This is a genomic window from Bacillus sp. KNSH39 (assembly GCF_052656585.1).
Genome location: NZ_JBQXYO010000001.1, coordinates 1,058,911 through 1,083,887 on the forward strand (window position 1 = coordinate 1,058,911; position 24,977 = coordinate 1,083,887).

General features: G+C 31.6%; 24 protein-coding genes and 1 other annotated feature. Of the genes, 20 read left to right on the top strand and 4 right to left on the bottom strand.

What is annotated here, in order from left to right; all coding sequences use genetic code 11:
• Nucleotides 1-61: 61 nt before the first annotated feature.
• The gene (locus ACUL40_RS05260) at nucleotides 62-943 is read right to left on the bottom strand and encodes a protein kinase domain-containing protein (RefSeq protein WP_000654538.1); all 882 of its coding nucleotides are present in this window, start codon (nucleotides 941-943) and stop codon (nucleotides 62-64) included.
• A gap of 127 nt (nucleotides 944-1,070) precedes the next feature.
• On the opposite strand from ACUL40_RS05260, the gene ACUL40_RS05265 reads away from it, so the two are divergent.
• From ACUL40_RS05265 to ACUL40_RS05320, 12 genes are all read left to right on the top strand, one after another.
• The gene (locus ACUL40_RS05265; protein ID WP_445422858.1) at nucleotides 1,071-1,577 is read left to right on the top strand and encodes a GrpB family protein; all 507 of its coding nucleotides are present in this window, start codon (nucleotides 1,071-1,073) and stop codon (nucleotides 1,575-1,577) included.
• Nucleotides 1,578-1,749: 172 nt separating this feature from the next.
• A complete protein-coding gene (locus ACUL40_RS05270) occupies nucleotides 1,750-2,739 on the top strand; it encodes a zinc-binding dehydrogenase (protein ID WP_445422859.1) in 990 nt (329 codons plus the stop codon).
• A gap of 247 nt (nucleotides 2,740-2,986) precedes the next feature.
• The gene (locus ACUL40_RS05275) at nucleotides 2,987-3,586 is read left to right on the top strand and encodes an undecaprenyl-diphosphatase (protein ID WP_001110124.1); all 600 of its coding nucleotides are present in this window, start codon (nucleotides 2,987-2,989) and stop codon (nucleotides 3,584-3,586) included.
• 288 nt (nucleotides 3,587-3,874) lie between these two features.
• Nucleotides 3,875-6,013, top strand: a complete 2,139-nt coding sequence (locus ACUL40_RS05280) for a penicillin-binding protein (RefSeq protein WP_445422860.1) — start codon at nucleotides 3,875-3,877, stop codon at nucleotides 6,011-6,013.
• A 189-nt stretch (nucleotides 6,014-6,202) separates the two neighbouring features.
• Nucleotides 6,203-6,799: a TetR family transcriptional regulator C-terminal domain-containing protein gene (locus ACUL40_RS05285; RefSeq protein ID WP_445422861.1), complete on the top strand. Its 597-nt coding sequence runs from the start codon at nucleotides 6,203-6,205 to the stop codon at nucleotides 6,797-6,799.
• A gap of 83 nt (nucleotides 6,800-6,882) precedes the next feature.
• The gene (locus ACUL40_RS05290) at nucleotides 6,883-7,704 is read left to right on the top strand and encodes an SDR family NAD(P)-dependent oxidoreductase (protein ID WP_445422862.1); all 822 of its coding nucleotides are present in this window, start codon (nucleotides 6,883-6,885) and stop codon (nucleotides 7,702-7,704) included.
• Nucleotides 7,705-7,758: 54 nt separating this feature from the next.
• Nucleotides 7,759-8,017: a binding site (T-box leader), on the top strand.
• A gap of 64 nt (nucleotides 8,018-8,081) precedes the next feature.
• The gene (locus ACUL40_RS05295) at nucleotides 8,082-9,314 is read left to right on the top strand and encodes an MFS transporter (RefSeq protein WP_000793348.1); all 1,233 of its coding nucleotides are present in this window, start codon (nucleotides 8,082-8,084) and stop codon (nucleotides 9,312-9,314) included.
• Nucleotides 9,315-9,578: 264 nt separating this feature from the next.
• Nucleotides 9,579-10,604, top strand: a complete 1,026-nt coding sequence (locus ACUL40_RS05300) for a serine hydrolase domain-containing protein (protein WP_445422863.1) — start codon at nucleotides 9,579-9,581, stop codon at nucleotides 10,602-10,604.
• A 225-nt stretch (nucleotides 10,605-10,829) separates the two neighbouring features.
• On the top strand, nucleotides 10,830-11,462 hold the full coding sequence (locus ACUL40_RS05305) for a VanZ family protein (RefSeq protein WP_121868626.1): 633 nt from the start codon (nucleotides 10,830-10,832) through the stop codon (nucleotides 11,460-11,462).
• 191 nt (nucleotides 11,463-11,653) lie between these two features.
• Entirely contained in the window at nucleotides 11,654-11,806 is a 153-nt protein-coding gene (locus tag ACUL40_RS05310; RefSeq protein ID WP_000353713.1) for a hypothetical protein, read from the top strand.
• Between the two features lie 58 nt (nucleotides 11,807-11,864).
• A complete protein-coding gene (locus tag ACUL40_RS05315) occupies nucleotides 11,865-12,371 on the top strand; it encodes a DUF3189 family protein (protein ID WP_000639421.1) in 507 nt (168 codons plus the stop codon).
• Between the two features lie 199 nt (nucleotides 12,372-12,570).
• Complete coding sequence (locus ACUL40_RS05320; RefSeq protein WP_000831929.1) at nucleotides 12,571-13,377, top strand: DegV family protein; 807 nt, start codon at nucleotides 12,571-12,573, stop codon at nucleotides 13,375-13,377.
• 164 nt (nucleotides 13,378-13,541) lie between these two features.
• Here ACUL40_RS05320 and ACUL40_RS05325 read toward each other — a convergent pair whose 3' ends face one another.
• Complete coding sequence (locus ACUL40_RS05325; RefSeq protein ID WP_098771888.1) at nucleotides 13,542-14,114, bottom strand: DJ-1/PfpI family protein; 573 nt, start codon at nucleotides 14,112-14,114, stop codon at nucleotides 13,542-13,544.
• Between the two features lie 723 nt (nucleotides 14,115-14,837).
• On the opposite strand from ACUL40_RS05325, the gene ACUL40_RS05330 reads away from it, so the two are divergent.
• The 4 genes from ACUL40_RS05330 (at nucleotide 14,838) to ACUL40_RS05345 (ending at nucleotide 19,541) form a co-directional block, all read left to right on the top strand.
• Entirely contained in the window at nucleotides 14,838-15,803 is a 966-nt protein-coding gene (locus ACUL40_RS05330) for a helix-turn-helix transcriptional regulator (RefSeq protein WP_445422864.1), read from the top strand.
• 71 nt (nucleotides 15,804-15,874) lie between these two features.
• Nucleotides 15,875-16,507 carry a type 1 glutamine amidotransferase family protein gene (locus tag ACUL40_RS05335; protein WP_001193598.1) on the top strand — a complete coding sequence of 211 codons (633 nt, stop codon included), beginning with the start codon at nucleotides 15,875-15,877 and terminating at the stop codon, nucleotides 16,505-16,507.
• 402 nt (nucleotides 16,508-16,909) lie between these two features.
• Nucleotides 16,910-18,133, top strand: coding sequence for a methyltransferase domain-containing protein (locus ACUL40_RS05340; protein ID WP_414209386.1), 1,224 nt, complete (start codon nucleotides 16,910-16,912; stop codon nucleotides 18,131-18,133).
• A gap of 112 nt (nucleotides 18,134-18,245) precedes the next feature.
• Complete coding sequence (locus ACUL40_RS05345) at nucleotides 18,246-19,541, top strand: MFS transporter (RefSeq protein ID WP_427260147.1); 1,296 nt, start codon at nucleotides 18,246-18,248, stop codon at nucleotides 19,539-19,541.
• 39 nt (nucleotides 19,542-19,580) lie between these two features.
• Here the strand turns inward: ACUL40_RS05345 and ACUL40_RS05350 are convergent, their stop codons facing one another.
• On the bottom strand, nucleotides 19,581-20,285 hold the full coding sequence (locus tag ACUL40_RS05350; RefSeq protein ID WP_000035356.1) for a hypothetical protein: 705 nt from the start codon (nucleotides 20,283-20,285) through the stop codon (nucleotides 19,581-19,583).
• Between the two features lie 510 nt (nucleotides 20,286-20,795).
• On the opposite strand from ACUL40_RS05350, the gene ACUL40_RS05355 reads away from it, so the two are divergent.
• From ACUL40_RS05355 to ACUL40_RS05365, 3 genes are all read left to right on the top strand, one after another.
• Complete coding sequence (locus ACUL40_RS05355) at nucleotides 20,796-21,596, top strand: GNAT family N-acetyltransferase (protein ID WP_427260146.1); 801 nt, start codon at nucleotides 20,796-20,798, stop codon at nucleotides 21,594-21,596.
• Nucleotides 21,597-21,641: 45 nt separating this feature from the next.
• Entirely contained in the window at nucleotides 21,642-22,520 is an 879-nt protein-coding gene (locus tag ACUL40_RS05360) for a glycerophosphodiester phosphodiesterase (RefSeq protein ID WP_240834990.1), read from the top strand.
• 285 nt (nucleotides 22,521-22,805) lie between these two features.
• On the top strand, nucleotides 22,806-23,651 hold the full coding sequence (locus tag ACUL40_RS05365; protein ID WP_000873738.1) for an SH3 domain-containing protein: 846 nt from the start codon (nucleotides 22,806-22,808) through the stop codon (nucleotides 23,649-23,651).
• Between the two features lie 133 nt (nucleotides 23,652-23,784).
• On the opposite strand, the gene ACUL40_RS05370 is transcribed toward ACUL40_RS05365, so the two are convergent.
• Entirely contained in the window at nucleotides 23,785-24,246 is a 462-nt protein-coding gene (locus tag ACUL40_RS05370; RefSeq protein ID WP_000021744.1) for a DUF2306 domain-containing protein, read from the bottom strand.
• Between the two features lie 166 nt (nucleotides 24,247-24,412).
• Between ACUL40_RS05370 and ACUL40_RS05375 the strand changes: the two genes are divergently transcribed.
• Nucleotides 24,413-24,943, top strand: a complete 531-nt coding sequence (locus ACUL40_RS05375) for a DUF4269 domain-containing protein (RefSeq protein WP_000495197.1) — start codon at nucleotides 24,413-24,415, stop codon at nucleotides 24,941-24,943.
• Nucleotides 24,944-24,977 lie beyond the last annotated feature (34 nt).

Genomic DNA, 24,977 nt, shown 5'->3' on the forward strand with positions numbered 1-24,977 from the left:
TTTTCATATGTATTATACATGATAATAGTATAAACTCTATATTTCTTTTAATAATTTAGGGTTATATCCTTTCCGCATTAGCCGCTTTTAACCACGCTTCATAGAATTCTATAACTGATGCATACCGTTCTGCTCGATTGGCATTTACAGCACGATACGCTACCTCATATAATTCCTTACTTGCTTCCCATTTTATAAAAGAACGATCTTTTTCACCGCCTAAAAGTGAGAAAGCCATTGCTCCCATATTAAATACATTTGTTCTTTCATCAATTGTTGCGTTTAGTTCAAATTCCTCTGGTGACATAAAACGGGAGGAACCCCATAGCCGGCCCATTCTATTTATGTAAGGTTTCTTACTGTATAAATCTATATCACAAATTTTTGTCTCGTTTGTATTAAAATTATATAAAATACTACCGTCATAAAAATCTATTGCTACATAGTTTTTCTTTTCTACATAACTATGGAAAGAAAAAATGGAATGTAAGGAATGAATTCGTTCTATAGCAGATAAATGTCTAAATTTATAAAATGGTGAGTTTGGATTTTTATATTTTTCAGGAGATGGGAAACGCCAATGCGAATGAAGACACTCACCATCAAACCAATCGAAAATTAATACATATCCAGATTGAACTGGAAAATGATCAATTAATCTTATGAGCGATTTATGCTTTAAATCTTCATAGATAGTAACTGAATTTTTTAGCCTTTCAATAGCATCACCCGTTGTTCCTTCATATGCAATTGTTTGTGCTCCTGCGTATTTGATAAATTTCTTATGCCCATCTTTTTCTACACCAAAACTTATATTACCTGAATCTTGTTGGTCAAAAACTGCAAATACGGTCCCTAATTTAATAAGCCAATCAAAATTATGATATTCTTTTAATTGGAATGTTACGTTATTTAACTGAATTTCCACGGAATTATCTTTCATAGATTACCTCACATTTAATATAATTAAGTTGTACATTCCACTATTCGACATATTTTATGGAAATCCTATGCTAATAATATAAAATTTTATAAATATAATGATAAATATTTATAGAGAGGTGAATACAATGGATCAACAAATTGTTATTAAACCGTATCAAAAAGAATGGGTTGAAGAGTATATAAAAGAAAAAGAGAAATTTTGTTCCTTGTTAGGACAAGAAATAATTGCTGTTGAACATATAGGAAGCACAGCAGTAGAAGGATTAGGAGCTAAACCTCTTATTGATATGATGATTGGCGTAACAGAATTGCAAATAACTGAAAAGTGGATTGAAGTTCTATCGGAAATTGAATATGAGTATGTTCCAAAAGATGCAACGAATTGGCGTTTTTTTAGAAAGGGAAAATGGAGAGCGGGTACTCATCATTTGCATATTTATATTTATAATAGTGATGAGTGGAGAAACAATATTTTATTTCGTGACTTTCTAATAAGCCATGAATGGGCACGTAAAGAATATAGAGAATTAAAAGAGAGGCTTGCTATTACATATGCTTTTGATCGTGTTTCATATACAAAGGCAAAAGCGCCGTTTATTCGAAAAATATTAGAATTGGCTAGAACTCAATGAATTTATAGATTCTTATCTAACTAGTTTTGAAACCTCTTCCTATACTTTTTATAGGGAGTGGGATTTTTTGTTTTTTCATGCCTAAATATATAATTTCTAATTATTGGAGGCAAACTATTTTATTTATTTTGATATTTCTAGTACATTGGAAATATTAAGGGGGAATTAAGCAATGAAAGCTATTGTACATCAATATGAAAAAGGATTAGAGGGGTTAGAATATAAATTTTCACCTGAGATAAGTCCTAATGCAGGTGAAGTAAGAATAAAGTTAAAAGCTGCAGGGTTAAATCATAGGGATTTATTTATTATAAACAATAGAAAAGAAATGGATCTACCATTAGTAATAGGTTCAGATGGCTCAGGAATTGTTACAGAAATAGGAGAAGGAGTTTCAAATATTACACTACATACAGAAGTTATTATTAATCCTAGTATTGGATGGGAACATGCTACTGAAGTACCAGAGTTACCGGAAGTACTAGGTGGGCCGAAAGATGGAACGTTTGCTGAATATGTAATTGTACCAGCTGAAAATGTAGTAGAAAAGCCGTCATATCTTACTTGGGAAGAATCAGGTGTTTTATCTTTATCTGCATTAACTGCATATAGAGCGCTTTTTACAAAAGGGAGATTGAAGTGCGGTGAACACGTTTTAATTCCGGGAATAGGCGGTGGTGTTGCTACATTTGCCATGTTATTCGCGAAAGCAATTGGCGCTAAAGTGAGTGTTACTTCAAGGGTAGAGAATAAAAGGAAACTTGCTGCAAAATATGGTGCAGATATTTCTTTTCATAGTTCTGGAAATTGGGAAGAGAGCTTACAAGGTGAAAAAGTAGATTTAATAATAGATAGTATAGGCCCGGCAACTTTCTTGAAATATTTTGATGTATTAAAACCAAATGGAAGAATCGTGAATTTTGGTGCAAGCTCAGGAGATAAAATTGAATTACCATTACGCGCATTATTTTACAATCAAATTGATATTATGGGAACATCCATGGGTAGCCGTGAGGAATTTAATGAGATGATAAAGTTTATTGAAAAATATCAAATTAAACCAATTATTGATAAAGTTTACTCGTTAGAAGAAGCAATTCGAGCACTAAGCCGTATGGAACATGGGGAACAATTCGGAAATATTGTACTTCAAATGAATTAAAAAATATGATTTTGCAATTAGTATATTTAAATGAATATGTTATGTATTTCAAACATGAAAAAAATACGAACCGCCTTATTATAAAGGCTTACCGGCTTTATACATAAATAGCGTATAAAATTTGTTTAATAATTGTCATATGAGTAATAGTAAAATGAGAATTAGATGAAAAAAGTTTAAGCCTATTTTCATAATGGTATTGTATACTGTGTAAATCAAGAACACTTGTATGTAAGGAGAGAGTTTAATGAATTACACAGTATTTCAGTGGTTTAATAATTTTGCTGATTCATCCAAACTATTAGATACGTTAATGATTGCTATTACAAATAGCGCTGCATACGTAGCCGTTCTATTTATGTTTATCTTATGGTTTAATAATGGAAAGAAAGAAAAGGCAATTAGAAAACAATATACAGTTTTATATACGACGCTTTCGGTTATTATTGCATTATTAGTAAATGTTCTTATACACGCGGTATATTACCATCCGCGTCCGTTCGTATCACATGATGTACATCAATTAGTACCACATGCAGCAGATTCATCATTCGTTAGTGATCATTCTGTACTTGTATTTTCAATCGCCTTCGTATTTATTCTTAGAGGAGAAAAACTAAAATATATCGCGCTATTATGGGCAGTACTAGTCGGTATATCACGTATGTACGTAGGTGTTCATTATCCTTTAGATATACTTGGTGCAGCATTCTTAACACTTATTACGAGTGCTTTAGTAATGCAAAGTACACGTATGTTTGAACCAATAGCGAAACTTGTATTCAAAATGTATGCATTAGTAGCGAGACGAATTCCTTTCTTAGCGAAATATAACCATATCGCATAATTTTCCTATAAAAAATTCCCCTTTGGACATCCAGAGGGGAATTTTTTTATAGGAAATACGAAAAGAGTTTAGAGTGCTCTGTAATCAAGTTGTACTAATTAATATTCTGAAATTTCACGCACCGTATTTTAAATATATAAAATAATGACACAAAATAACAACAGTTAGTTTTGCATTGTTTTAAAGGAATTAAAAAGAAAACTTCGAAACATATAGTATCGTAAACAAAAACTACAAATTTTAAAACGGATCTTCGTACGAATCCATTCCAAAAGAGAGGAGATAAGTATGCAAAAACTCCAAACGAATAAAGGCGCTCGATATATGATGATTGCTTTTATTGTTTTGTTTCTTATTATGATTTTGCGTATATTCTATATTCAGGCAGTAGGAGTCGTGCATAATGTGAATGTAAAGGATCTCGCGAATGAACAACATAATAAAAAAGGTGTTTTAGAAGCGAATCGTGGCACTATCTATGATCAAACCGGAAAGGTGTTAGTACAAGATTCTACAACGTATCGAGTTGTTGTGAATTTAAAAGGAAAAGATAAAGTGAAAAATAAAGATGAAACCGCACAACAATTAGCCGATGCGCTTGAAATTGATAAAGAAGAAGTATTAAAAAACTTTCATGAAGGGCGTACGCAAGTTGAAATTGGGAAAATTGGTCGGAACTTATCTAGGGAAAAGAAGGAAAAAATTAATGATTTAAAAATACCAGGTGTATCTTTTATGTTGGAAAAAGCAAGAGTGTATCCGAATGAAGACTTTGCATCCTATATACTTGGTTTTGCTAGACCAGATGATAAAGGGAATACGGAAGGAAAGTTTGGGCTTGAAAAGAGTTTGGATAAATATTTGCGCTCTACAAACGGGAATATAGAATATGTGGGTACACGAAGAGGGATTCCGCTTACAAATGATATAGGTAAAGTAGAACCTGCTAAAAATGGAAATAACGTATATTTAACGCTTGATAAACAAATTAATAGTTTTTTAGAAGAAGCGATGAACAAAGCGCAAGAGCATTATGATCCGTCTATGTTAATTGGAATTATTGCTGATCCAAAAACAGGCAAGGTTTTAGCGATGTCTAGTAAACCTAGTTACAATCCTAATGTAGGTGATATCGAATATTTTTTAAATGATCCGATTGCAAATGCATATGAACCAGGTTCAACAATGAAAGTTTTTACGTTAGCAGCTGCCATTAATGAAGGTGTATATAACGGCAAAGAATATTTTCAATCTGGAAAATATTCCGTTGGTTCATCTGATATAAAAGATCATAATGGTGGATTTGGATGGGGATCAATTACATTTGATGAAGGTTTTGAAAGGTCATCAAACGTAGCTTTTTCTATTTTAGAAGATCAGTTACTGAAACCAAATAAATTTAAGCAATATATGAATAAATTTGGATTCAATCAAAAAACAGGGATAGATTTACCTGGAGAAAGGAAAAATACTTTATTATTAAATACACAAATTCAACAGGTTACAACTTCTTTCGGTCAAGGTTCTACAGTAACTCCGATTCAATTAATCCAAGCGGCTACTGCTATAGCAAATGACGGGAAAATGATGCAACCATATATCGTTGATAAAGTTGTAAATCCAACAAACAAAGAAGTTATTATGGAAAATCAACCGAAAGAAATTGGGAATCCGATAAAAAAAGAAACAGCGGACAAGGTTAGAAGCTTAATGGAGCGTGTTATAACATCTTCAAAAGGAACTGGTACAATGTATAAAGTGGATGGTTATCCAATTGGAGGTAAGACAGGAACAGCACAAATCCCGAATCCTGAAAATGGCCGATATATGGAAGGGAAAGAGAATTACATTTTCTCCTTTTTAGGAATGGCTCCAATTGACGATCCGGAGTTAATCGTATACTTAGCTATTAAGCAGCCAAAGTTAAAAGGAGATGAGTATGGAGCTCAGCCTCTTGCTGAAATATTTAAACCTGTTATAAAAAACAGCCTTGAATATTTAAAGGTGAAACCGTATACAGAAAAACAAATAGCTGATGCAGCGAAACAATCTCAATTAAAAGTACAAAATTATGTAAATCAATCGATGGATACAATAGAGAAAAGTGTAGAAAAAGAGAAGCTACAGCCGGTAATTTTAGGAGAAGGAAAAATAATAAAACAATATCCACAGTCTGGCGAGGTAATGAGTGAAGGTGATCGTATATTTTTATTAGGGAATAACGCACAAATGCCAAATGTAAAAGGTTGGTCCATGCGTGATATTATGTATTTCTCCAAGCTTTTGAAATTAGATTTGAAAACTTCGGGTACGGGTTATGTAACGAGCCAAAGTATTGAAAAAGGACAAGATTTACGAGAAGGAGATACACTAGAACTAGAATTAGAACCGCCGTTACAACCGTTAGCTGAGGCAAATACGAATTAATTCAAACTTGTTGAAGAACCTACATCCAATAGGTTCTTTTTTAAAAATTTATGAGTAATTTCACGCACCGTATTTTTCAGAAAAAATAATAAATAAAATGCTTAACAGTTACTAAAACAAAAAAACTTACATATATTGAAATTAGAACGATTGTTCAATTTTTGTATTAAACGATGGAAGGAGTCTACATTGAATAAAAGACGATATGATAGTGATTTAGCCAAAGAAATAATAGCAGAAAAAGCGATAGAGTTATTTTCCTTAAAAGGGTATACAAGAACCTCCATTGATAACATTGCTAAAGCCTCTGGTTATAGTAAAGGACATATATATTATCATTATAAAAATAAAGAAGAATTATTTGTTTATTTAGCTAAAGACAGTATGAAAAACTGGCATGATAAATGGGAAATAGCAGAAAAACACTATACAAACGCAACTGAAAAATTATATGGAATGGCTAAATTTGTACTTTATAATTACAAAACGCCGTTATTAAGAGCGGGGCAAGAACTTGCCTCTGATCCGAGCACGAATCCTTCTACAGTTCAACAACTTTATGGTTTAGCTGTTGTCCCTTTAAAGGCATATCAACAAATTTTAGATGAAGGTATAAAAAGTGGTGAGTTTTATATGAAAAATGTTGAGGGTTCATGCCTTTTATTAGGTTCATGGCTAGGTGGATTATGTCAATTCATTCATTCAATTGAAATGGAGAAATTAGAAGTTTTATTTGAAGAAGCTATTAAAATTTTTTTACTCTCTATTTCAAACAAATTTATGTAGAATGACACGCGAATTAGAACGATTGTTCAAATCCTTACACTCGTCCGTTTTCATTATATGTATAACAACAGGAGGTTATTTATATGGATGAGCAAAAAATCGCAATTATAACTGGCGGCGCTTCTGGTATTGGTAAAGCTTTAGCCATTCAATTAGCAAATAAAGATATATTTGTAATTATCGCTGATATTAATGAAACTTGTGGCCAAGACCTTGTGAATAATATAAAAAATAATAATCAACTAGCTAGGTTCGAATATTTAGATGTTACTAACGCTGGATCCGTAAAAGAACTTATTATAAAAATAGTTAATGAGTTTGGTAGAATTGATTATATGTTTAATAATGCAGGAATTGCTATGTATGGAGAAGTATTCGATATGTCTTTGGATGATTGGAAACATATTATTGAAATAAATTTATTAGGAGTAATTTACGGAACACAATTGGCTTACCAATTCATGAAAAAACAAGGATTTGGTCATATCATTAATACTGCTTCTGCAACTGGTTTAGGACCAGCTCCCCTTTGTACCGCGTATGCAACAACCAAACATGCTATCGTAGGTTTAACAACTTCATTACATTATGAGGCGGAAGAATACGGTGTAAATGTAAGTGTGCTTTGTCCAACTTTTGTAGATACACCCATATTTGAAAAATCAATTGCAATTAATATGAATAAGAATCAAATTATAAAACAACTAAAAACAAATAAGTCAATTTCAGCTGACAAATTCGCTGAAATTGCACTGAAAGCTATTCATAAAAATAAATTAGTAATTTGTCCAATGCCATTAAAAAAAACGATGGACGTATTCTTCACTTTATTTCCTTATCTTCATAAAAAGCTAATGCGTTTCGTATGTCAAATTGGTCGTAAAGCAAAAATGACGAAAATATAAATATCTGATTATTGTTTATTTACAGTTAAATTTATATGTGATAATATGGAAAAAATAAATGCAGTGAAGAGAAGAGTAAATAAAATGAATTTTTCACAGAGAGCTCCATGTAGCTGAAAAGGAGTAAAAATTCTTTATTGAACCAAGCCTCTGAGCAGCACATCGGAACCTATTATTAGGGGATGGTGTGACGGGAGCTCCCGTTATAGAGCTATGGTATAAGCATGAATTAGAATGCAGTACCTGATAAGGTTAGTATGGTGACATATTAACAAACTAGGGTGGCACCGCGATGATAAATCTCGTCCCTAAGATTAAAAGTCTTGGGGGTGGGATTTTTTATTGTTGTAAAACAATTTTGAAAGCGGGGGCCAAAAATGAAAAATTTACTTAAAGATTGGAAATATCCTTTATTACTATTGTCCGGAGTTGGTATTGCGAATTTAGGGGCATGGATTTACTTAATAGCACTGAATGTACTTGTCTATAATATGGGTGGCTCAGCCTTAGCTGTTGCTACTTTATATGTAATAAAACCATTAGCCACTTTATTTACAAACGCTTGGTCTGGGAGTATGATTGATCGTTTAAATAAACGGAAATTAATGATTCACCTCGATATATATCGTGCGTTATTTATCGCTATTTTACCTTTACTTCCGTCACTTTGGATTGTTTATGTATTCGTATTCTTTATAAGTATGGCCAGTGCAATTTATGAGCCAACTGCTATGACGTATATGACGAAATTAATTCCAGTAGAGCAAAGACAACGTTTCAACTCATTACGTACTTTAATAGGATCTGGTGCATCATTAATTGGACCAGCAGTAGCGGGGGGATTATTAATTGCAGGTACACCAGAGTTTGCTATATATATGAATGCTATAGCATTTCTCTTATCAGGATTCATTACATTACTTTTACCGAATCTTGATAAGAAAGAAGATTCGGATACAACTAGTAATACATTATCACTTACAGTATTAAAAAAAGATTGGAACACTGTTATAAATTTTAGTAGAAAACATGTGTATGTCGTATGTGTGTATTTCTTATTTCAAAGTATGTTCGTATTAGCAACTGCTACTGATTCACTTGAACTATCGTTTGCGAAAGAGGTATTACTACTAACAGATAGTGAATACGGTTTTCTAGTTAGTATAGCTGGTGCAGGATTTATTTTAGGTGCCATAACAAATACAATTTTATCAAAGAAATTAGCACCTTCATTTCTAATTGGAATAGGATCATTATTCATCGCAATTGGTTATCTAATTTATGCTTTTTCAAATGTATTTTTAATAGCTGCTATTGGATTCTTTATTTTATCTTTCTCTATGGCATATGCAAATACAGGATTTTATACATTTTACCAAAATAACGTTCCCGTTCATATAATGGGACGGATCGGGAGCATATATGGACTTGTTATTGCGTTAGTAACAATCTTTATTACAATACTATCTGGTGTTGCGACTCAGTTCATTTCTATACAACTTGTAGTTATTGTAGGGTCATTAATAATGTTATTTATTACTATCGTCTTGTGTGTGTTTACTTTATTCCCATCACAATCTAAGTTGTATTCTACTGAGTCAATAAAGTGAAATTTTAATCAGGGGAGCATCCCCCCACTGATTATCAGCCCTCACCAATCGGGCTTTTACGGGCAGCAGTGTCCCCACTTAACTTCTTTGCTTTCGCTGAATTTTGGGATGGGGGTCCTACTGCCCACAAATAGCGGAGTACATTCGAAATGAACTTTGTGTTCTCATTAACAATTTATCGTATTTAATAAAAGGGTTCTTTCTCTTTTATATGGAAAAATTAATAAGGGTAAAGAACAATACCGAAAGACAAGGGTGGTTGTCGTGATAAAAACAAAAGATGAAATTAATAGAATTGTAAAAGAAATACAAAAGAAAATAGATTTCTCTGGAGTAGTTTTAGTAAAAAAAGAAAAAGACTTAATCTATGAAAAAGCAATGGGTTACGCAAACAAAAGTGAATGTATAAACAATACGATACAAACAAGATTCGGCATTGCCTCAGGATGTAAAATCTTCACTGCAATTGGCATCTGTCAACTTGTTGAAAAAGGTGTTATTTCTTTTCATACAAAATTAAAAGATTGTCTAGAGATAAAATTTCCAAACTTCGATGAAGATATTACAATACATCAACTACTAACGCATAGTGCTGGTATACCAGATTATTTTGATGAAAGTATTATGGATAACTTCGAAGACCTTTGGAAACAAACACCTATGTATCTACTAAAGAGCGTAAAAGACTTTTTACCATTATTTCAAAACAATAATATGATGTTTGCACCTGGAAATAAGTTTCACTACAACAACGCAGGTTTTATTATAATTGGATTAATAATAGAAGAACAGACGGGACTTAAATTCACGGAGTATATAGAAACAAACATTTTTAATCCTGTTGGTATGAATGATTCTGGCTATTTTTCGTTAGATAGATTACCAAGACATACAGCTCTAGGATATATAAAGGACGAAACCAACCAAAATTGGAGAACAAACGTCTACTCTATACCAATAAAAGGAGGAGCTGATGGAGGTGCATATGTTACTGCACCAGACATGCTGAAATTTTGGGCGGCACTATTTAATAATGAAATTTTAGGAAAGGAATATACAAGGTTACTTTTAACTCCCCACATTCAAGTAAATGATAAACAATCTTACGGATATGGAATATGGATTGAAACACGAGAAAACAAGGTATTCAAATATCATGTAATGGGATATGATCCAGGCGTCAGTTTTCGCTCGGCTATATATCCAGAATTAGGAATCACTTTAGTTATTCCATCGAATAAAGGGGCAGGACCCGAAAAATTAATGACAGAAATAGAAAGAGCTTTTTAATTATATGGATATAAAAGAAGAGATACGAAAATAATTTAAACGGGTTCATGCTTGTTTCTGTTTTGAAAAATATTTTAGTTAACGAGGAACCCTTTATTTATTAAATAAGGGGTTTTTGTAATTCTGCACAATTACATGTAATTATATGAATTTTTAAATTAAAAAACATTACTATATAATTGTAAATTTTAATTATTACTTCATATGAAAGGATGTGTTAACAATTTGTATATGATCAACGGTAGTTTGTTTATCATTTTAGGGGTTATTTGTTATTTAATTGTACGTGGAATATTAATTGGTACCAAAAATAAAAAACATGTGATTTGGTGGAAAGAAATAGTAAGTTTTTTATTCGTGGTTTACATTTGTATGGTTGTTGCAGTAACTTTATTCCCTTTACCAATCGGTTTTCCTTCTAATATTGAAAATCTGAATCGCTCGGTCAATATAATACCATTTGCATCAATTATTAAAGACATCAATCAAATTGGTAGTGCTTATGATGGAGATGCCCTATTTATGATTGGGCTAATTGTAAGAAATGTAGGCGGGAATATTTTATTATTAATGCCTTTAGGATTTTTAGCACCTATCCTATGGGATAAATATAAGAAATTCAAAAATACAATTTTATTAGGATTTTCTATATCAGCTAGTATTGAATTGCTACAATTAATTGAGTCTTTATTTAGTGGAGTGGGACGTATTACTGATATTGATGATGTGATTTGTAATGTTCTAGGTTCTATTTTTGGATATTGTATTTATAATATCTTTTTAAAAGCCATTAATAAATTTAACATTCGAGTGTTGGATAAAACTAATTCTAAAGGTGTGGAATTAGTTGATAAATAGGAGTTTAAACGAGTTATTAAAGGCGTACGAGTAAAAAGTACGTCTTTTTTATTTTTATAAATAATGCTTAAGGCTGATGAGAAATCACATTTTCCATCTTACACTTGAAAGTAGCTATCGTATTTCAAGTATGGAGTGAAAAGAGGAGAATATAATCTTTAAAGATAAGCAAGTTTATAGGAGGATTCTAAATGGATATTTTACTTGTTGTTCTTATTATTGTTTTGATGCAAAGTAAAGAACGAAAAGTGAAAATAAACCGTATTTGGCTCATTCCGGCTTTGTTGTGCTTTGTAACAATCCAGTCCATTATTCATATGGGACAAATAACATCCCTTGTTTAACATTGCTAAGAACGGTAATACTAATTAACATTGAACTTTTACAACAAGGGATGATAATATGATATACATTTACACAGATTTTGGTGGAACACATACTACCTCACTAGCTGCAGCGTATCATTTAAATAAACTACCAACGGATCGTAAGTTAACGAAAGAAGAAATTTTGAATGTAGATTACTTTAATAAATTGAAAACAGAAGATATGGGAAAAATTATTTTTCATGGAATCGATGAACATGGTCATCCTGTATATACGATTGGATGCGGCGCATCAAAAGTTGTTGTACCTGCGATGAAGCATTTAGGAGAAATCTTGCAAAAACATTATCAAAGCCATGAAAAGATTATATTTTCTAATACATCACCAACAGTGCCTTTACCGATGACTTTCGGTGGGCTGTTTTCTAGAAGGTTCCATATTGATTTTATTGGCGTACCGTTACTCGTATGGGGAGCAAAAATTTGCTGTGATAATATACAAAGGCTTGTTAGTTATACAAAAGAAGCTGGACGATTAACGAATGATTATGTAGTAATTTTAGATAATGAAACTTTTAAATAGTATATGATAAGAAGAAAATCGAGCAAATTCCTTGATTTTCTTTTTTATTTGTGAAATAGACAAGAAATAGTCACAATTAATATGCATCTACTATAGCCAAAACAATAAAGTCCTGTTACTATTACAGGGATATTCTCTTTTCGTAACATAAATATATAGAAAAGTCAGAAAAGAGGAATTGAATTAAGGGAGGAACAACATGAAGCGTGTTGCTTGGATTACTGATAGTACAACTGCGAGTTTTAAAACAGAAGGAGATAACTTTGTTATCCCAATTGAAGTTATTATTGATGGTGTGTCGTACAAAGATTGTGAAGAAGGTGTGCGTGAGCGCGTTTATAATGCTTTGAATGAAGGTAAAACTGTCACTACATCACAGCCTAACATAGGGGAAATGGTAGATTTATTTTCGAAATGCAAAGAAGAATATGAAGAAGGATTTGCAGTTGCTATTAGCGGAAAAGTAAGTGGAACCTATCAAAATATGAAGCTAGCTGCAGAAATGGCAGGTTTTCCATTAACGGTATTAGACAGTGAAACAACAAGTTATCCAATGGATGAACTAATTAGAAAAGCGAAATCGTTATACAATGATGGTATGACTTTACAAGATATACACAAAACATTAGTAGATGAAAAAAGAAGACCTTTCCACGTATTCCCGAAAAGTTTAAAAGGCCTTTATGCAAGTGGTCGTGTAAAGGGCATTCAATTTTTACTTGGAAGTTTATTAAGTGTTAACTTAATATTAGAAGTAAAAGGTGGAGAGCTTTTACTTGAAAAGAAAGTTCGTAAAATCCAAAAATGTCGAGAATATATTAAAAATGAACTTGAAAAAGAATTACCAAAAGTACTTCACATGTTCCATGCTAATGATAAAGATGGAGCCGAGGAATGGATTGCAGATATTAGACAAGCATTCCCTGAAATGGATTTCAAATTATATCCATTACCAATTTCATTTGCGGTTCATGCAGGTGAAGGTACAATTGCAATTAGTTATTAAAGTAAAACCCGTGAATAGTTCACGGGTTTTTTATTTATAAATGGTGCACGCCATCATCAAGTTGAATTTTATAGCACTTTAGAACGAAATTTGTGTTAACTTGAAACAAAAATCTTATTTTATCGTTTTGGGGAGAAACCACAATTCCTTGACTTGATTTGAGATTAAAAATATAAACCTTTTCCTACTGGCTGAACAGTTTCTAGTACAATATCAACCATTTTTTCATTAAGTAGGGTCCTTATAATCCAGGCTGAGAGTTCTTGAGCAGCAAAACAACCCGCAGCAGTCGAGATATTTCCTTCGTTTACGAAACTTTGCTCAATAACGTCTACATCAAATTGTTTTAGCTGTTCTACTGCGGATGGATATGTTGTAGCTTTTTTACCAGTTAGTAATTTTTTAGCTCCTAATAGTAGTGAACCAGAACACATAGATCCTATTAATTGTCTTTGAGGATCTACATGAATGCTATTAATATATTGTTGATTTTTATATAAATCCTTTACACCTTTACCACTTGCAAATATTACAGCGTCGGCAAAAGGGATATCAGATATGCTTCCTGTCATGGGAATACGCAAGCCAGACATAGATATATGAGTTTCTTCCGTTCCTAAAAGCTGTACATCCCAATCAGAAAGACCACCGACTAAACGTACACGATTTAATAAATCCCATGGTAGAAAAACATCTATATCAGTAAAGTTATCGAAGCAGACTATTGCAATTTTCATTTTCTAACCCTCCACTTATATATATCATTTTATTTATAATATAAACATCTCCTTTTTATGTTCTATATCAAGTTATAAATCCCTGTATATTACACATATATGAAGGAGGTGTAGTGATTTTTTAATTCCTCTAAACATAAAAAGATATAAAATCATTTTCTTGGTTTCTATCGATTTTTTGTACAAAACCAAGACCCGTAGCAAGAACTCGTATGGTATTGGGGATGAGGATTTTTAAAATTCTCAAGGAAATAGGTGTAATTTATCACACATACAAATAGAAATAAAAACGTCATCCTTTCTTATAAATTCACAGATAGAAACACGTTTTTCGCTTTTAGGGGGCATTATTTCAGTAGTTTACTAATCTATATATAATATGATTTTTATAATTTCCGTAAAATAATTTTGACGTATTTATTTTTTCAATATAAAATAATATTCATTCATCCAAATTTAACCAATAGTATATAAAAGGTATATCTTTAGTTTCAAGGGGAAAGGTTAATATAAAAATAAGGAAACTAGTTACGCTTGCAGTACCATTTATGCTATTATACGTGTCAGTTCAATTAACCAGAATTCTTCAAGGCAATTTCAGCAACTGAACGAAATCAGAATGGATATTATTTTTGAAGAAAAAGTTTAAGGAACAATTGATGAGTTATACCGAAAATCGGAAATTTATAATAGAAAATAAGTTTCATATAGAGATGAAATTATATGCCTAAAATTGACAATATGTTAGCAATTCTTTGGATGCTTCGTTCAGGTGAAAAAATTACTGCAAAACAAATTTCAGAAAAGTTAGAGATGAATATAAGGACTGTGTATCGTTATATTGATACAATTTCAACTAGTGGAGTACCTATAATTTCAGAACCAGGACATAACGGCGGATACACTTTATTGAACAATTTTATTGAAGCCCCTCTTTTTTTTGATTTTGAGGAGCAAACTTCACTATTTCATGCTGCTGTTTTTGCAGAAGAAGCCGGGTATTATGGAGGTGAAGCATTAAATAGGGCCATTTCAAAACTAAGTAAATACTCAAATCAAGAGCAGGAAACAAAGATAAATCAACATTTAACTAGTCTTGAAATAATAAGTCGATTAAGTCCGCTCTCTATAGAAACTTTTTTGAAGGAGTTGGAGCAGGCCGTAGCTGACGGGTACTCAGTAAAAATTCTTTACCATAAAAATGGTGAAAAGAAATTAAATTATAGATTGGTCGATCCATACAGAATTATCTATTGGAATAATAAATGGTATGTGATTGGATTTTGTCATCTTAGGAATGATATCCGTAGTTTTAGAGTAGATCGAATTGAAAGTTTAATGTTAACGGAAAATAAGTTTAACCGGCCAGAAAATTTTTCAGCACGGGACTTTTTTATAAAAAGTCTTCTTCCAACTATAGAAGATAAGAAAGATATTATTTCTTTGGTTATTAATGGGGATAAAAATGTATTAGCTGATATTTGCCAACATTGGTTTTTAGGACATTATTTACAAGAACGGACTTCAAATCAAGCTGTTTTTCTTCTTGAAAAAGATATGATACATACATATGTACCTTATTTACTTTTACCGTACAATAAATCTATTAAAGTTATTGAGCCAATAAGTCTTAAGAAAAGACTTATTGAAGTTCTGTCGGAATTAATAAAATTTCATCAAGTAATATAACTTCCCTGACGTTAACTGTCAGGGAAGTTATATTATAATAGCTGTATAAATTGTGATTGGAGTGTTATTGGATGCAAACAAAAAAAGTTTTTCTATATGTATTTAATACAATGTCGGACTGGGAATATGGATATTTAATTGCTGAACTAAACTCAGGAAGATATTTCAAAAAAGATTTAGCACCTTTAAAAGTAATTACAGTAGGAGCTAATAAAGAAATGATTACTACTATGGGAGGACTGAGCATAAAACCAGATATTTCCCTTGATGAATGTACTCTTGAGAGTAAAGATCTTTTAATTTTACCAGGAGGGACTACTTGGAGCGAAGAAATTCATCAACCTATCTTGGAAAGAATTGGCCAAGCTCTAAAGATTGGCACTATTGTTGCTGCAATTTGTGGTGCAACTGATGCCCTAGCGAATATGGGATACTTGGATACTAGAAAGCATACAAGTAATAACTTAGAATATACTAAAATGGTATGTCCTAACTATAAAGGAGAAAAGTTTTATGAGTTGGGATCTGCGGTATCTGATGCGAATTTAGTTACTGCATCAGGAATAGCTCCTCTGGAATTTGCAAGGGAGGTACTGAAAAAAATAGATGTATTTACACCAGATGCATTACATTCATGGTATAACCTAAATAAGACTCATAAACCTGAATACTTCTTCCAGTTAATGAATTCAATAAAAAAATGAAATAATTAAAAAGCGCAATTTCTCTGCAAATCAAAACAGAGAAATTGCGCTTTTTAATTTGGAATTCCCTTATCATTGTAAATCGGCATTTTCCTGACGCTCCCCCTATGTAACCTTCTACAGTAATCCTACTCCAACAATTCAATAAAGCGATGCTATAATGTCCGTTTATAGGTACATTTCATTAAGTAGAGAGTAATAAATCTATTTAGGTTTAATAATTTTGATACTGACAATTTAACATACATAAAACCAAAAGTTGCATGTTATATTATTAGGCACAACAATATAAATAATACTATTTGTTTATTCCGTAAATAATGCTGATAAAAAAAGGTGAAAGGATTTTTAAAGATAAAAATAGAAATCTATATAAAAAAATATTTAAATGGTAGGGATATTATGAAAATCGGTAAGTTTGGTGAAGTAAATAACATAAGTATTGATACAATTAGACATTATATGGATCTCAGTCTCATTATTCCTGAAAAAAAAGGAGGGCACTATTTTTTTGATGAGTATTGTCAAAGAGATTTAGAACTTATATTACATTACAAAGATTTAGGGTTTAGCTTGAATGAAATTAAAGAACTATTTTTTTATAAAAATTTAGCGAAATCTATGAATTACGAAAAAATTACCTTTTACCAATCTTTATTTAAACTAAAATATGACGAAATGGAACAGGAAATAGAACTTTTGGAGAAGAAACGGGATAAATTAAAGGAAGCGTTACATAATTTATCTATAGAAACTGAAATCTCGAGTTCAATTTTAGGGGTAGATTTAAAAGTACTTCATTTATTTAAATGTGTTAAGTGTAACGGAAATTTAATTCTTGAAGATGGGATTATTAATAAGAATCAAATTATTGAAGGAAAGTTAATTTGTAATTGTAGTGAAGAATACGCGATTATTTCAGGGGTTTTAACAGCTGGTAACTCGTTGAAAGCGTATGAAAAGACATCACTTGAAGATTCTATTTCGGATTATATCCATGAAACCGATACTGCTTTTTTGGAAAATGTTCAAAGAGGAGGAGAATGGTCAAAAAAGAAACTAATGCAACTAGATTTAAATGAAAAAATACTACTTGATTTAGGGTCTGGTATTGGGTTCTTTTTACGAAATATTTATGAAGAACTACCGGAAGATTGTTTATATATTGCTGTTGATCGAGATTTGAATAAACTTTTACTTTTAAAAGATGTAATTGAGAGAAGAAATGTGAAAAGAAATATTGTATTTATTTGTGCCGACTTTCTAAACATACCTATTCAGAGTAGTTCTATTGATATTGTAATTGATCAATCAGGTACAAGTAATTATAGTTTTGAACATGAGGAGTTCTTATTGCGCGAATCAAATTCCCTTTTTAAAAACAATTGTTATTTATTAAGTTCATTTATTTTATTTAATAAATTCAGCATAAATAGCCAAATTGCACCTAGACTCCGAGGGAATTTTACATCTGCAAAAGTAACGAAAGAAATCCAAAATTTACAGTTTCAATCGATTGATGAAAGCACTTCAAATTATTTAAAAAGAGGCGGAAAGTACGAGGATTTCTTTGTTCAAGGAGAAGAAATTTATACATATTCATTTTTCGGAAAAAGATGGGGTTAACTCCATCTTTTATTTATTTTCCCTTAAAACTTTTCAAATCGTACATATTGCTATTGGGCTGACCCAAGAACTTACAATGTACGTAATACAAAGTTATGCAGGGGGGAAAATGATGGGAAGTTTACGATTACATATAGAAAATAAAAATAGAAACCAAGAACTAAGAAATATTTGTTTATATTCAATTGCAAAAACAGTATCACTATTTGGTAGCTCTATTTATAGTTTCGCATTAGGATTGTATGTATTACAAATAACCGGATCTGCTTTAAATTTCGCGATTACGCTTATTTTAGGAACGATTCCAATGATCGTTATGAATCCATTTGCCGGTGTCATTGCTGATAAGGTTGATAAAAAGAAACTCGTCGTTTGCATGGATGTATTAAGCGGGTGCTTATTAATAACTGTTTATATATTAAGCAACTATTATGGATTAAACTTATTCATTATTTATACTACTACCTTTCTTATGACCGTATTTACAACGTTTTTTGGAATAGGATTAGAGGCCGTAAAACCGAATATGGTTACTAAAGAACGGTTAATGAGTATTAATTCTATAAGTAAAATTATTGATTCTATATCTTTAATTTTAGGGCCTATGTTAGGGGGCATTGTTTTTGCAGTCTTTGATATGAAAACTTTTATAATTATTAACGGTATTTCATTTATCCTTTCGGCTATATCCATATTGTTTATAAACTTTAAATTGTGCGAGCAAAACATAAATGAGGAATGTTCAATTAGAGAAATTAATTTTATTGAAGATATAAAGGAGGGATACTCTTACTTATTGGAGCGGAAAAGCTTAAAAAATACTTTTAGTATTTTAATTTCCCTTAATTTCTTTTTAGGCTTTGCTGTAACCGTTCCGTTGCCATACATTATTAACACAGTTCTCAATCTTAATTCTAAGCAATTTGGTATGATTCAAGGGACTTTTCCGATAGGTATGATAGTTGGTGCAATATTAGTGAAAAAGATAACTGATTGTTATTCTTATTCTTATCTATTGAAAAAAATAAGTTTTATGTTGGCAATTTTTATGATAGTTTTAGGGATACCTGTTTTATTTAAATCTATTGTAGTAAATAATTTGGTATATGTTACTACGTATTGCATGATTATGTTCTTTTTAGGATTTATGATAGCACAAATTGATATTCCTTTAATGTATTTCATGCAAAATGAGATTCCTGAAGAATATAGAGGAAGAGTTCTTAGTATTGGATTAAGCTTAGGTAAAATAATGCAACCAATAGCACTTGCAATATCAGGACTATTATTAAATTTCATTCCAGCCTACACGCTTCCCATTGCAGGGGGGATTGTATTTTTTACTTTGAATAAAATTTTAGCAAATAAGTTTAATTTAGAAATTCATTCAAAAGATTATAGTGTTTAACGTAACTTAAAAAGCGCAGGATCAGCATCCTGCGCTTTTCTATCGTAATTCAGCTGTTTTTCTAATAACGATCTTATCAATTTCATCTTCTTCATCACCAATAAATAATCCTCGTTCTTTTAAATATGCTTCAAAATATAAATCTGCTTCAGCGCGTTCGTCATATGGCTTTACAGAGAGAACGAAACCTAATTTGTTTTGTTCTTCTAAATGAGAAGTGGAGATGTAAGCCGGTACATTATGGCGTAAAAAGAGTTCTTTAACTGGAATAATCATATCTTTCATTAATTTTGTTAGCATACCCATTTCAAACTCGAAATTAAAGCGATCTATACTAGATAAATCAGCGAATACTACACCGATAAAACCTGTATTAAATACTTCTTGATATTCTACATCTTCATCATGGCCGCCATAAAAATTCTTTTCGATTAAATAATTTACAAAATAAGCAACGCCATCACTTTGTTCAAATGGTTTCGTTGAAAGAACAAAGCCAATTTTCTTTTGTTTATGTAAATATACACATGACATGTATGCTGAAATGTTATGTTCTTTAAACAAAGCGCTTGTTGCTCCAGAGAGACCATCTAATACGTGATGAACAATTTGAAGTTTTTTACGAGCGAAATAATAGGATTTCTTTTGTAACTCCAATGTATCAATAAAGACAGAGCCGATAAAGCCTGTATTTGAAATAATAGGTGCTTGCTTTTTTCTTCCTCTGCGCTTTAATGGAGCCATTGTTAAAATCATCCCTTCATGTACGTTTAAAATAAAAAGAACGTTTGTTCGTATATTTACATTTTACTATTAAAACGCTATAAAGTAAAGGGTTTTTGATGAAAATATAACAAAAAAGACACCTTATAAAAGGTGCCTTAAACGCTGTAAGGGATAGGGTTTACCCTAACTATTTATATTATGATACAGAAACAATCTCTTCTGTATCTTCTACATCTAAATGACAGTCCATAGTACGAACATCTTGATCTTCATGACTTCCGAAATAAATAGTAATTTTCATATGTATCGCTCCTTTATTCTAGGAATACCTAAAATAATTACTAGTAATGTTAATATTTATTATATACCACTTTTTTCATTCCGACAACGTTATATCATTTTTAATTATTTTAAACTATAGAGCACAATTTAAAGAGGTACTTTTTATAGAAAATGGTAAATTTCTAATATGTTATATTTAATATAGAAAAATTCGAGTGTTACTTTTTATGAAAAGGAGAACTATTGATGAATTATAAACAACTACTACTAGAAAACTTTGCATTTAAAACTTCATATGTTGCGCAATTTGTGCCCGGAATGAGTATAAAAAAAACGAAAGATTATATTGCTGTTGATTGTGGATTACCTGCCGATACATTTAATATCATTACTCTACTGAACAATAATTTAACGGAAGGGGTCGAGAAATTATATAAGGAGGTAGAATACTATAATCAAAAGAAATTTCCAATGAGTGTTTGGTTATGGGATGAGGAGCAAGAGCGGGATATAAAAAGTGAGTTAATTAAAATCGGTTTAAAAGAAGTGGAACAGAATATTGCGATGGTAGCAGACTTAAAAACAATTTCCCCAACAATAAACATGCCAGTAAGTTTTACTATTCAACAAGCATCTTCACCTGGACAAATAAATAAATTTGGAGAAACGTTAGCTAATCTATTCGGCACATCAGAAGAAGGTATACATGTACAAGCATTCTATAATCAAATTTCTAATCTTGATATATGTAACAGTGAGAATATGAAATTATTTTTAGGGTTATATGAAGGTGAAGTCGTAACTGTTGGTTCATTGATATGTTCAAAAGATAGTATTGGTATTTATGACATAGCAACTAAAGAAGGAATGAGAGGACGAGGGTTTGGATCTGCTATGTTCAATTTCCTGCTGCAAGAAGCACATAAATTTAAAAATACGTATTGTGTATTACAAGCTTCACCCGATGGAATCAATATTTATAAAAAATCGGGATTTCAAGCTATCGGCAAAATGACTGTATTGGAAAATCGACATTTAATTGAGTAAATCATTCAAGTTAAATCGTCTTTATATAGGAGCTTATAAATCGTTATGAAAAAGATATATCTCGTTACAATAATTTGTGCCTTTATAGTAATAAGTATCTTTGTTTTTCAGAAAATAAATGAACATAAGTATACTAAAGCTATGAATCAATCAAATCATATAAAAAATATCGCACATAGAGGTGCTTCTGCATATGCGCCTGAACATACAATAGCAGCATATAAATTAGGACAAAAAATGAATGGAGATTATATAGAAATTGATCTCCAAATGACAAAAGATGGGCATTTAGTGGCAATGCATGACGAAACCTTAAACCGTACAACAAATGGTACTGGGCTAGTGAAAGAGCATACATTAGAAGAAATAAAGCAACTAAATGCAGATTCTTTTTTCAACGAAAAATATCCGAACTTAGCAAAGAAAGAATTTGAAAATGCTAAAGTCCCAACATTAACAGAAATTATTGAAACGTTTGGGCATAACGCAAACTATTATATTGAAACAAAATCACCTAATGAATATCCAGGAATGGAAGAAAAATTATTAGAAATTATTAATCACTATGAAATACAGGATAAAGTTATTATTCAATCGTTTAGTGAAGAAAGTCTGCAAAAGATTCATAGCTTAAATAGTAATATATCTTTAGTACAATTATTACCTTATAAAAAAGCAGTTCAATTAACAGAATTAGAGATAGAAAAGTATAAAACGTACTGCATAGGTCTTGGTATGAATTACAAATATATTGATTCAGATTATGTAAAGAAAATAAAGAAAAGCGGATTAGAAGTTCATCCATTTACAGTAGATAATGAAAAAGATATGAAAAAGTTACTTTCATGGGGAGTCGATGGGATGTTTACTAATTATCCGGATCGTTTACATTCAATATTATTGGATTTGAAAAGTCATGAATAAGAAGTGTTATTCATAAAGGAAAAATTTACAAAACCTGCATATTAGGATTATCAATGCAAGAAGGCATGTAGCATATAAAAAGAAAATACCAAAAACCGCAACTTGAAGACTTAGGTTGTGGTTTTTTTATTGCTTCGATTTCAACTTACAAAGTTTGAAGCTAGAAGTGAAAACCTTTTTAGCTGAATTGGCTTCCTATGTATTTGTACTTCGTATCGTTCTAGGTATATGTACAACCCGTGAGACGAGTTTTGCATAGGATAATAGAAAAGGAGATGTTGCATATTGAAATACCACAATAGAAATGTAAGTAATCTGAATAAATTAGCGGATAATACGAAAGCTGCAGCTTTTAAGTGGTATCAGTACTGTATCGACAATGGAATTGAAGTATTAATTTATGAAACAATCCGTACAGTCGAGCAACAACGTGAATATGTTCGTAAAGGAGCATCACAAACGATGCGCTCATATCACTTAGTAGGACAGGCATTAGATTTTGTTCCAATTCAGTCGAATGGTACAGAAGATTGGAATGGCTATAATAAAGAACCGTGGGCTTCAGCAATTCGTTATGCTAAACAAATTGGTTTCGAATGGGGCGGTGACTGGAAAGGATTTGTGGATAGCCCGCATTTGCAATATAACTACAAAGGGTATGGAACGGATACTTTTGGAAAAGGTGCTCAAAACGTAGTGACTCCTCCCACGTCGAATGATAATGTAGGGGTTGCTTATATTAACGGTAGTAATGTAAATTTACGAAAAGGACCTGGTACTGGATATGGCGTTATTCGTCAATTAGGGAAAGGAGAGTCCTACAAAGTATTTGGACAAACAAATGGTTGGTTAAATCTAGGTGGCGATCAGTGGGTTTATAACGATCCATCATACATCCGTTATACGGGAGGAAATGTACCAGCAACTTCACAATCATCAAATGATGGTGTAGGTGTAGTTACTATAATCGCGGATGTATTGCGTGTTCGTACCGGCCCTGGAACAAATTACGGCATTGTGAAAAACGTGTATCAAGGTGAAAAATATCAATCGTTTGGATATAAAGATGGTTGGTATAATGTTGGTGGAAATCAATGGGTTTCTGGTGAATATGTTACGTTTGTAAAGTGAAAATAAGAGCCGTCCAGTTGGGCGGCACTTTATTTTAAATATTCATAGGGCGAGCACTTATAATATCATTCGTGATGCATAGAGTATAATTTTTCATTCTAATAATCAGAAAGTAATCAAAATGTAATTAATTTCAACTACGCTTTTTATATTTTTTTGATACACTGGCTACGAGGGGGATACCAATTAAGGTCGGTAAAAACCAAAACCATATTGGCGGAAGTAAATTTATAATGGGAATATGGATGCCGACATTTACTAAAAGTGCGGTGACTGCACCAATATAAGAACCTAACATGCCTCTAATGTGGTGATGGAGCCAATTTTTCCAACGTTTTTTTCGTGCAAGGTATCCATAAATCGCAAATGAATAAGAGAAGATTGCTACATAAAATAAATATGCGATTTTATCCCAGTTGATAATGGATAATATTATTGCCGTAAGGGTAATGACAACATAGGATGCATGATATATTTCGCCCCATTCGGTATGTTTTCCTTTCTTCTTTTGGGCAACCATCGCTACAATACCAGTGATTAAGCATATTGTTCCAAATAGGATGTGTATGGTTAAAAGAATGTTAAAAATGCTCATAATAATTCCTCCTTTTTTATTTTTATAGTATTGCAGTATAGGAGAAAAGTTGAAAAATATAGTTAGTTCGGCTTAATATATTGAAATAAAGGTACTCCTAGAACAAAACCCAATGATTTTAATATTTAGTGAGATGATTATTATGTTAAATGAAGGAGAGACTTCTATGTTTACATCTATTACATATTTACAATCTGGCAATGAGAAACAACAAAAAATATATGATGTTTTGAATAGCCTAAACATAATGGAGGATTTAGCTTTATATAATCCCGTTCTTTGCGGGACAATCCCTATAAGAATTGATACTCCTCAATCTGACTTAGATATTGTAATGGAAGTATATAATTTTGATGTTTTTGAGCAGGAAATGAGATCTTTATATGGTTCTTATGGAGGGTTCAACATAAAAAAGAAAAAAATTAAAGGTACTGAATCGATAAAGGTGAATTTTGAATTCGAAGGTTTTGAATTTGAATTATTTGCTCAACCGAAGCCAGTGCGTAATCAAAATGCATATAGACACATGATAGTGGAGCACATGCTATTAATGCAGCATCCCCATATAAGGGAAGAAGTTATTCGCTTAAAGGAACAAGGTTTAAAAACAGAACCTGCTTTTGCTCAAGTATTAAATATTGACGGAGATCCTTATGAAGAGCTTATTTTATTAGGGCAGGAAATGAAATTGTGGTAAATAAGATACATAAAAAAATCCTCCAAAAACAAAA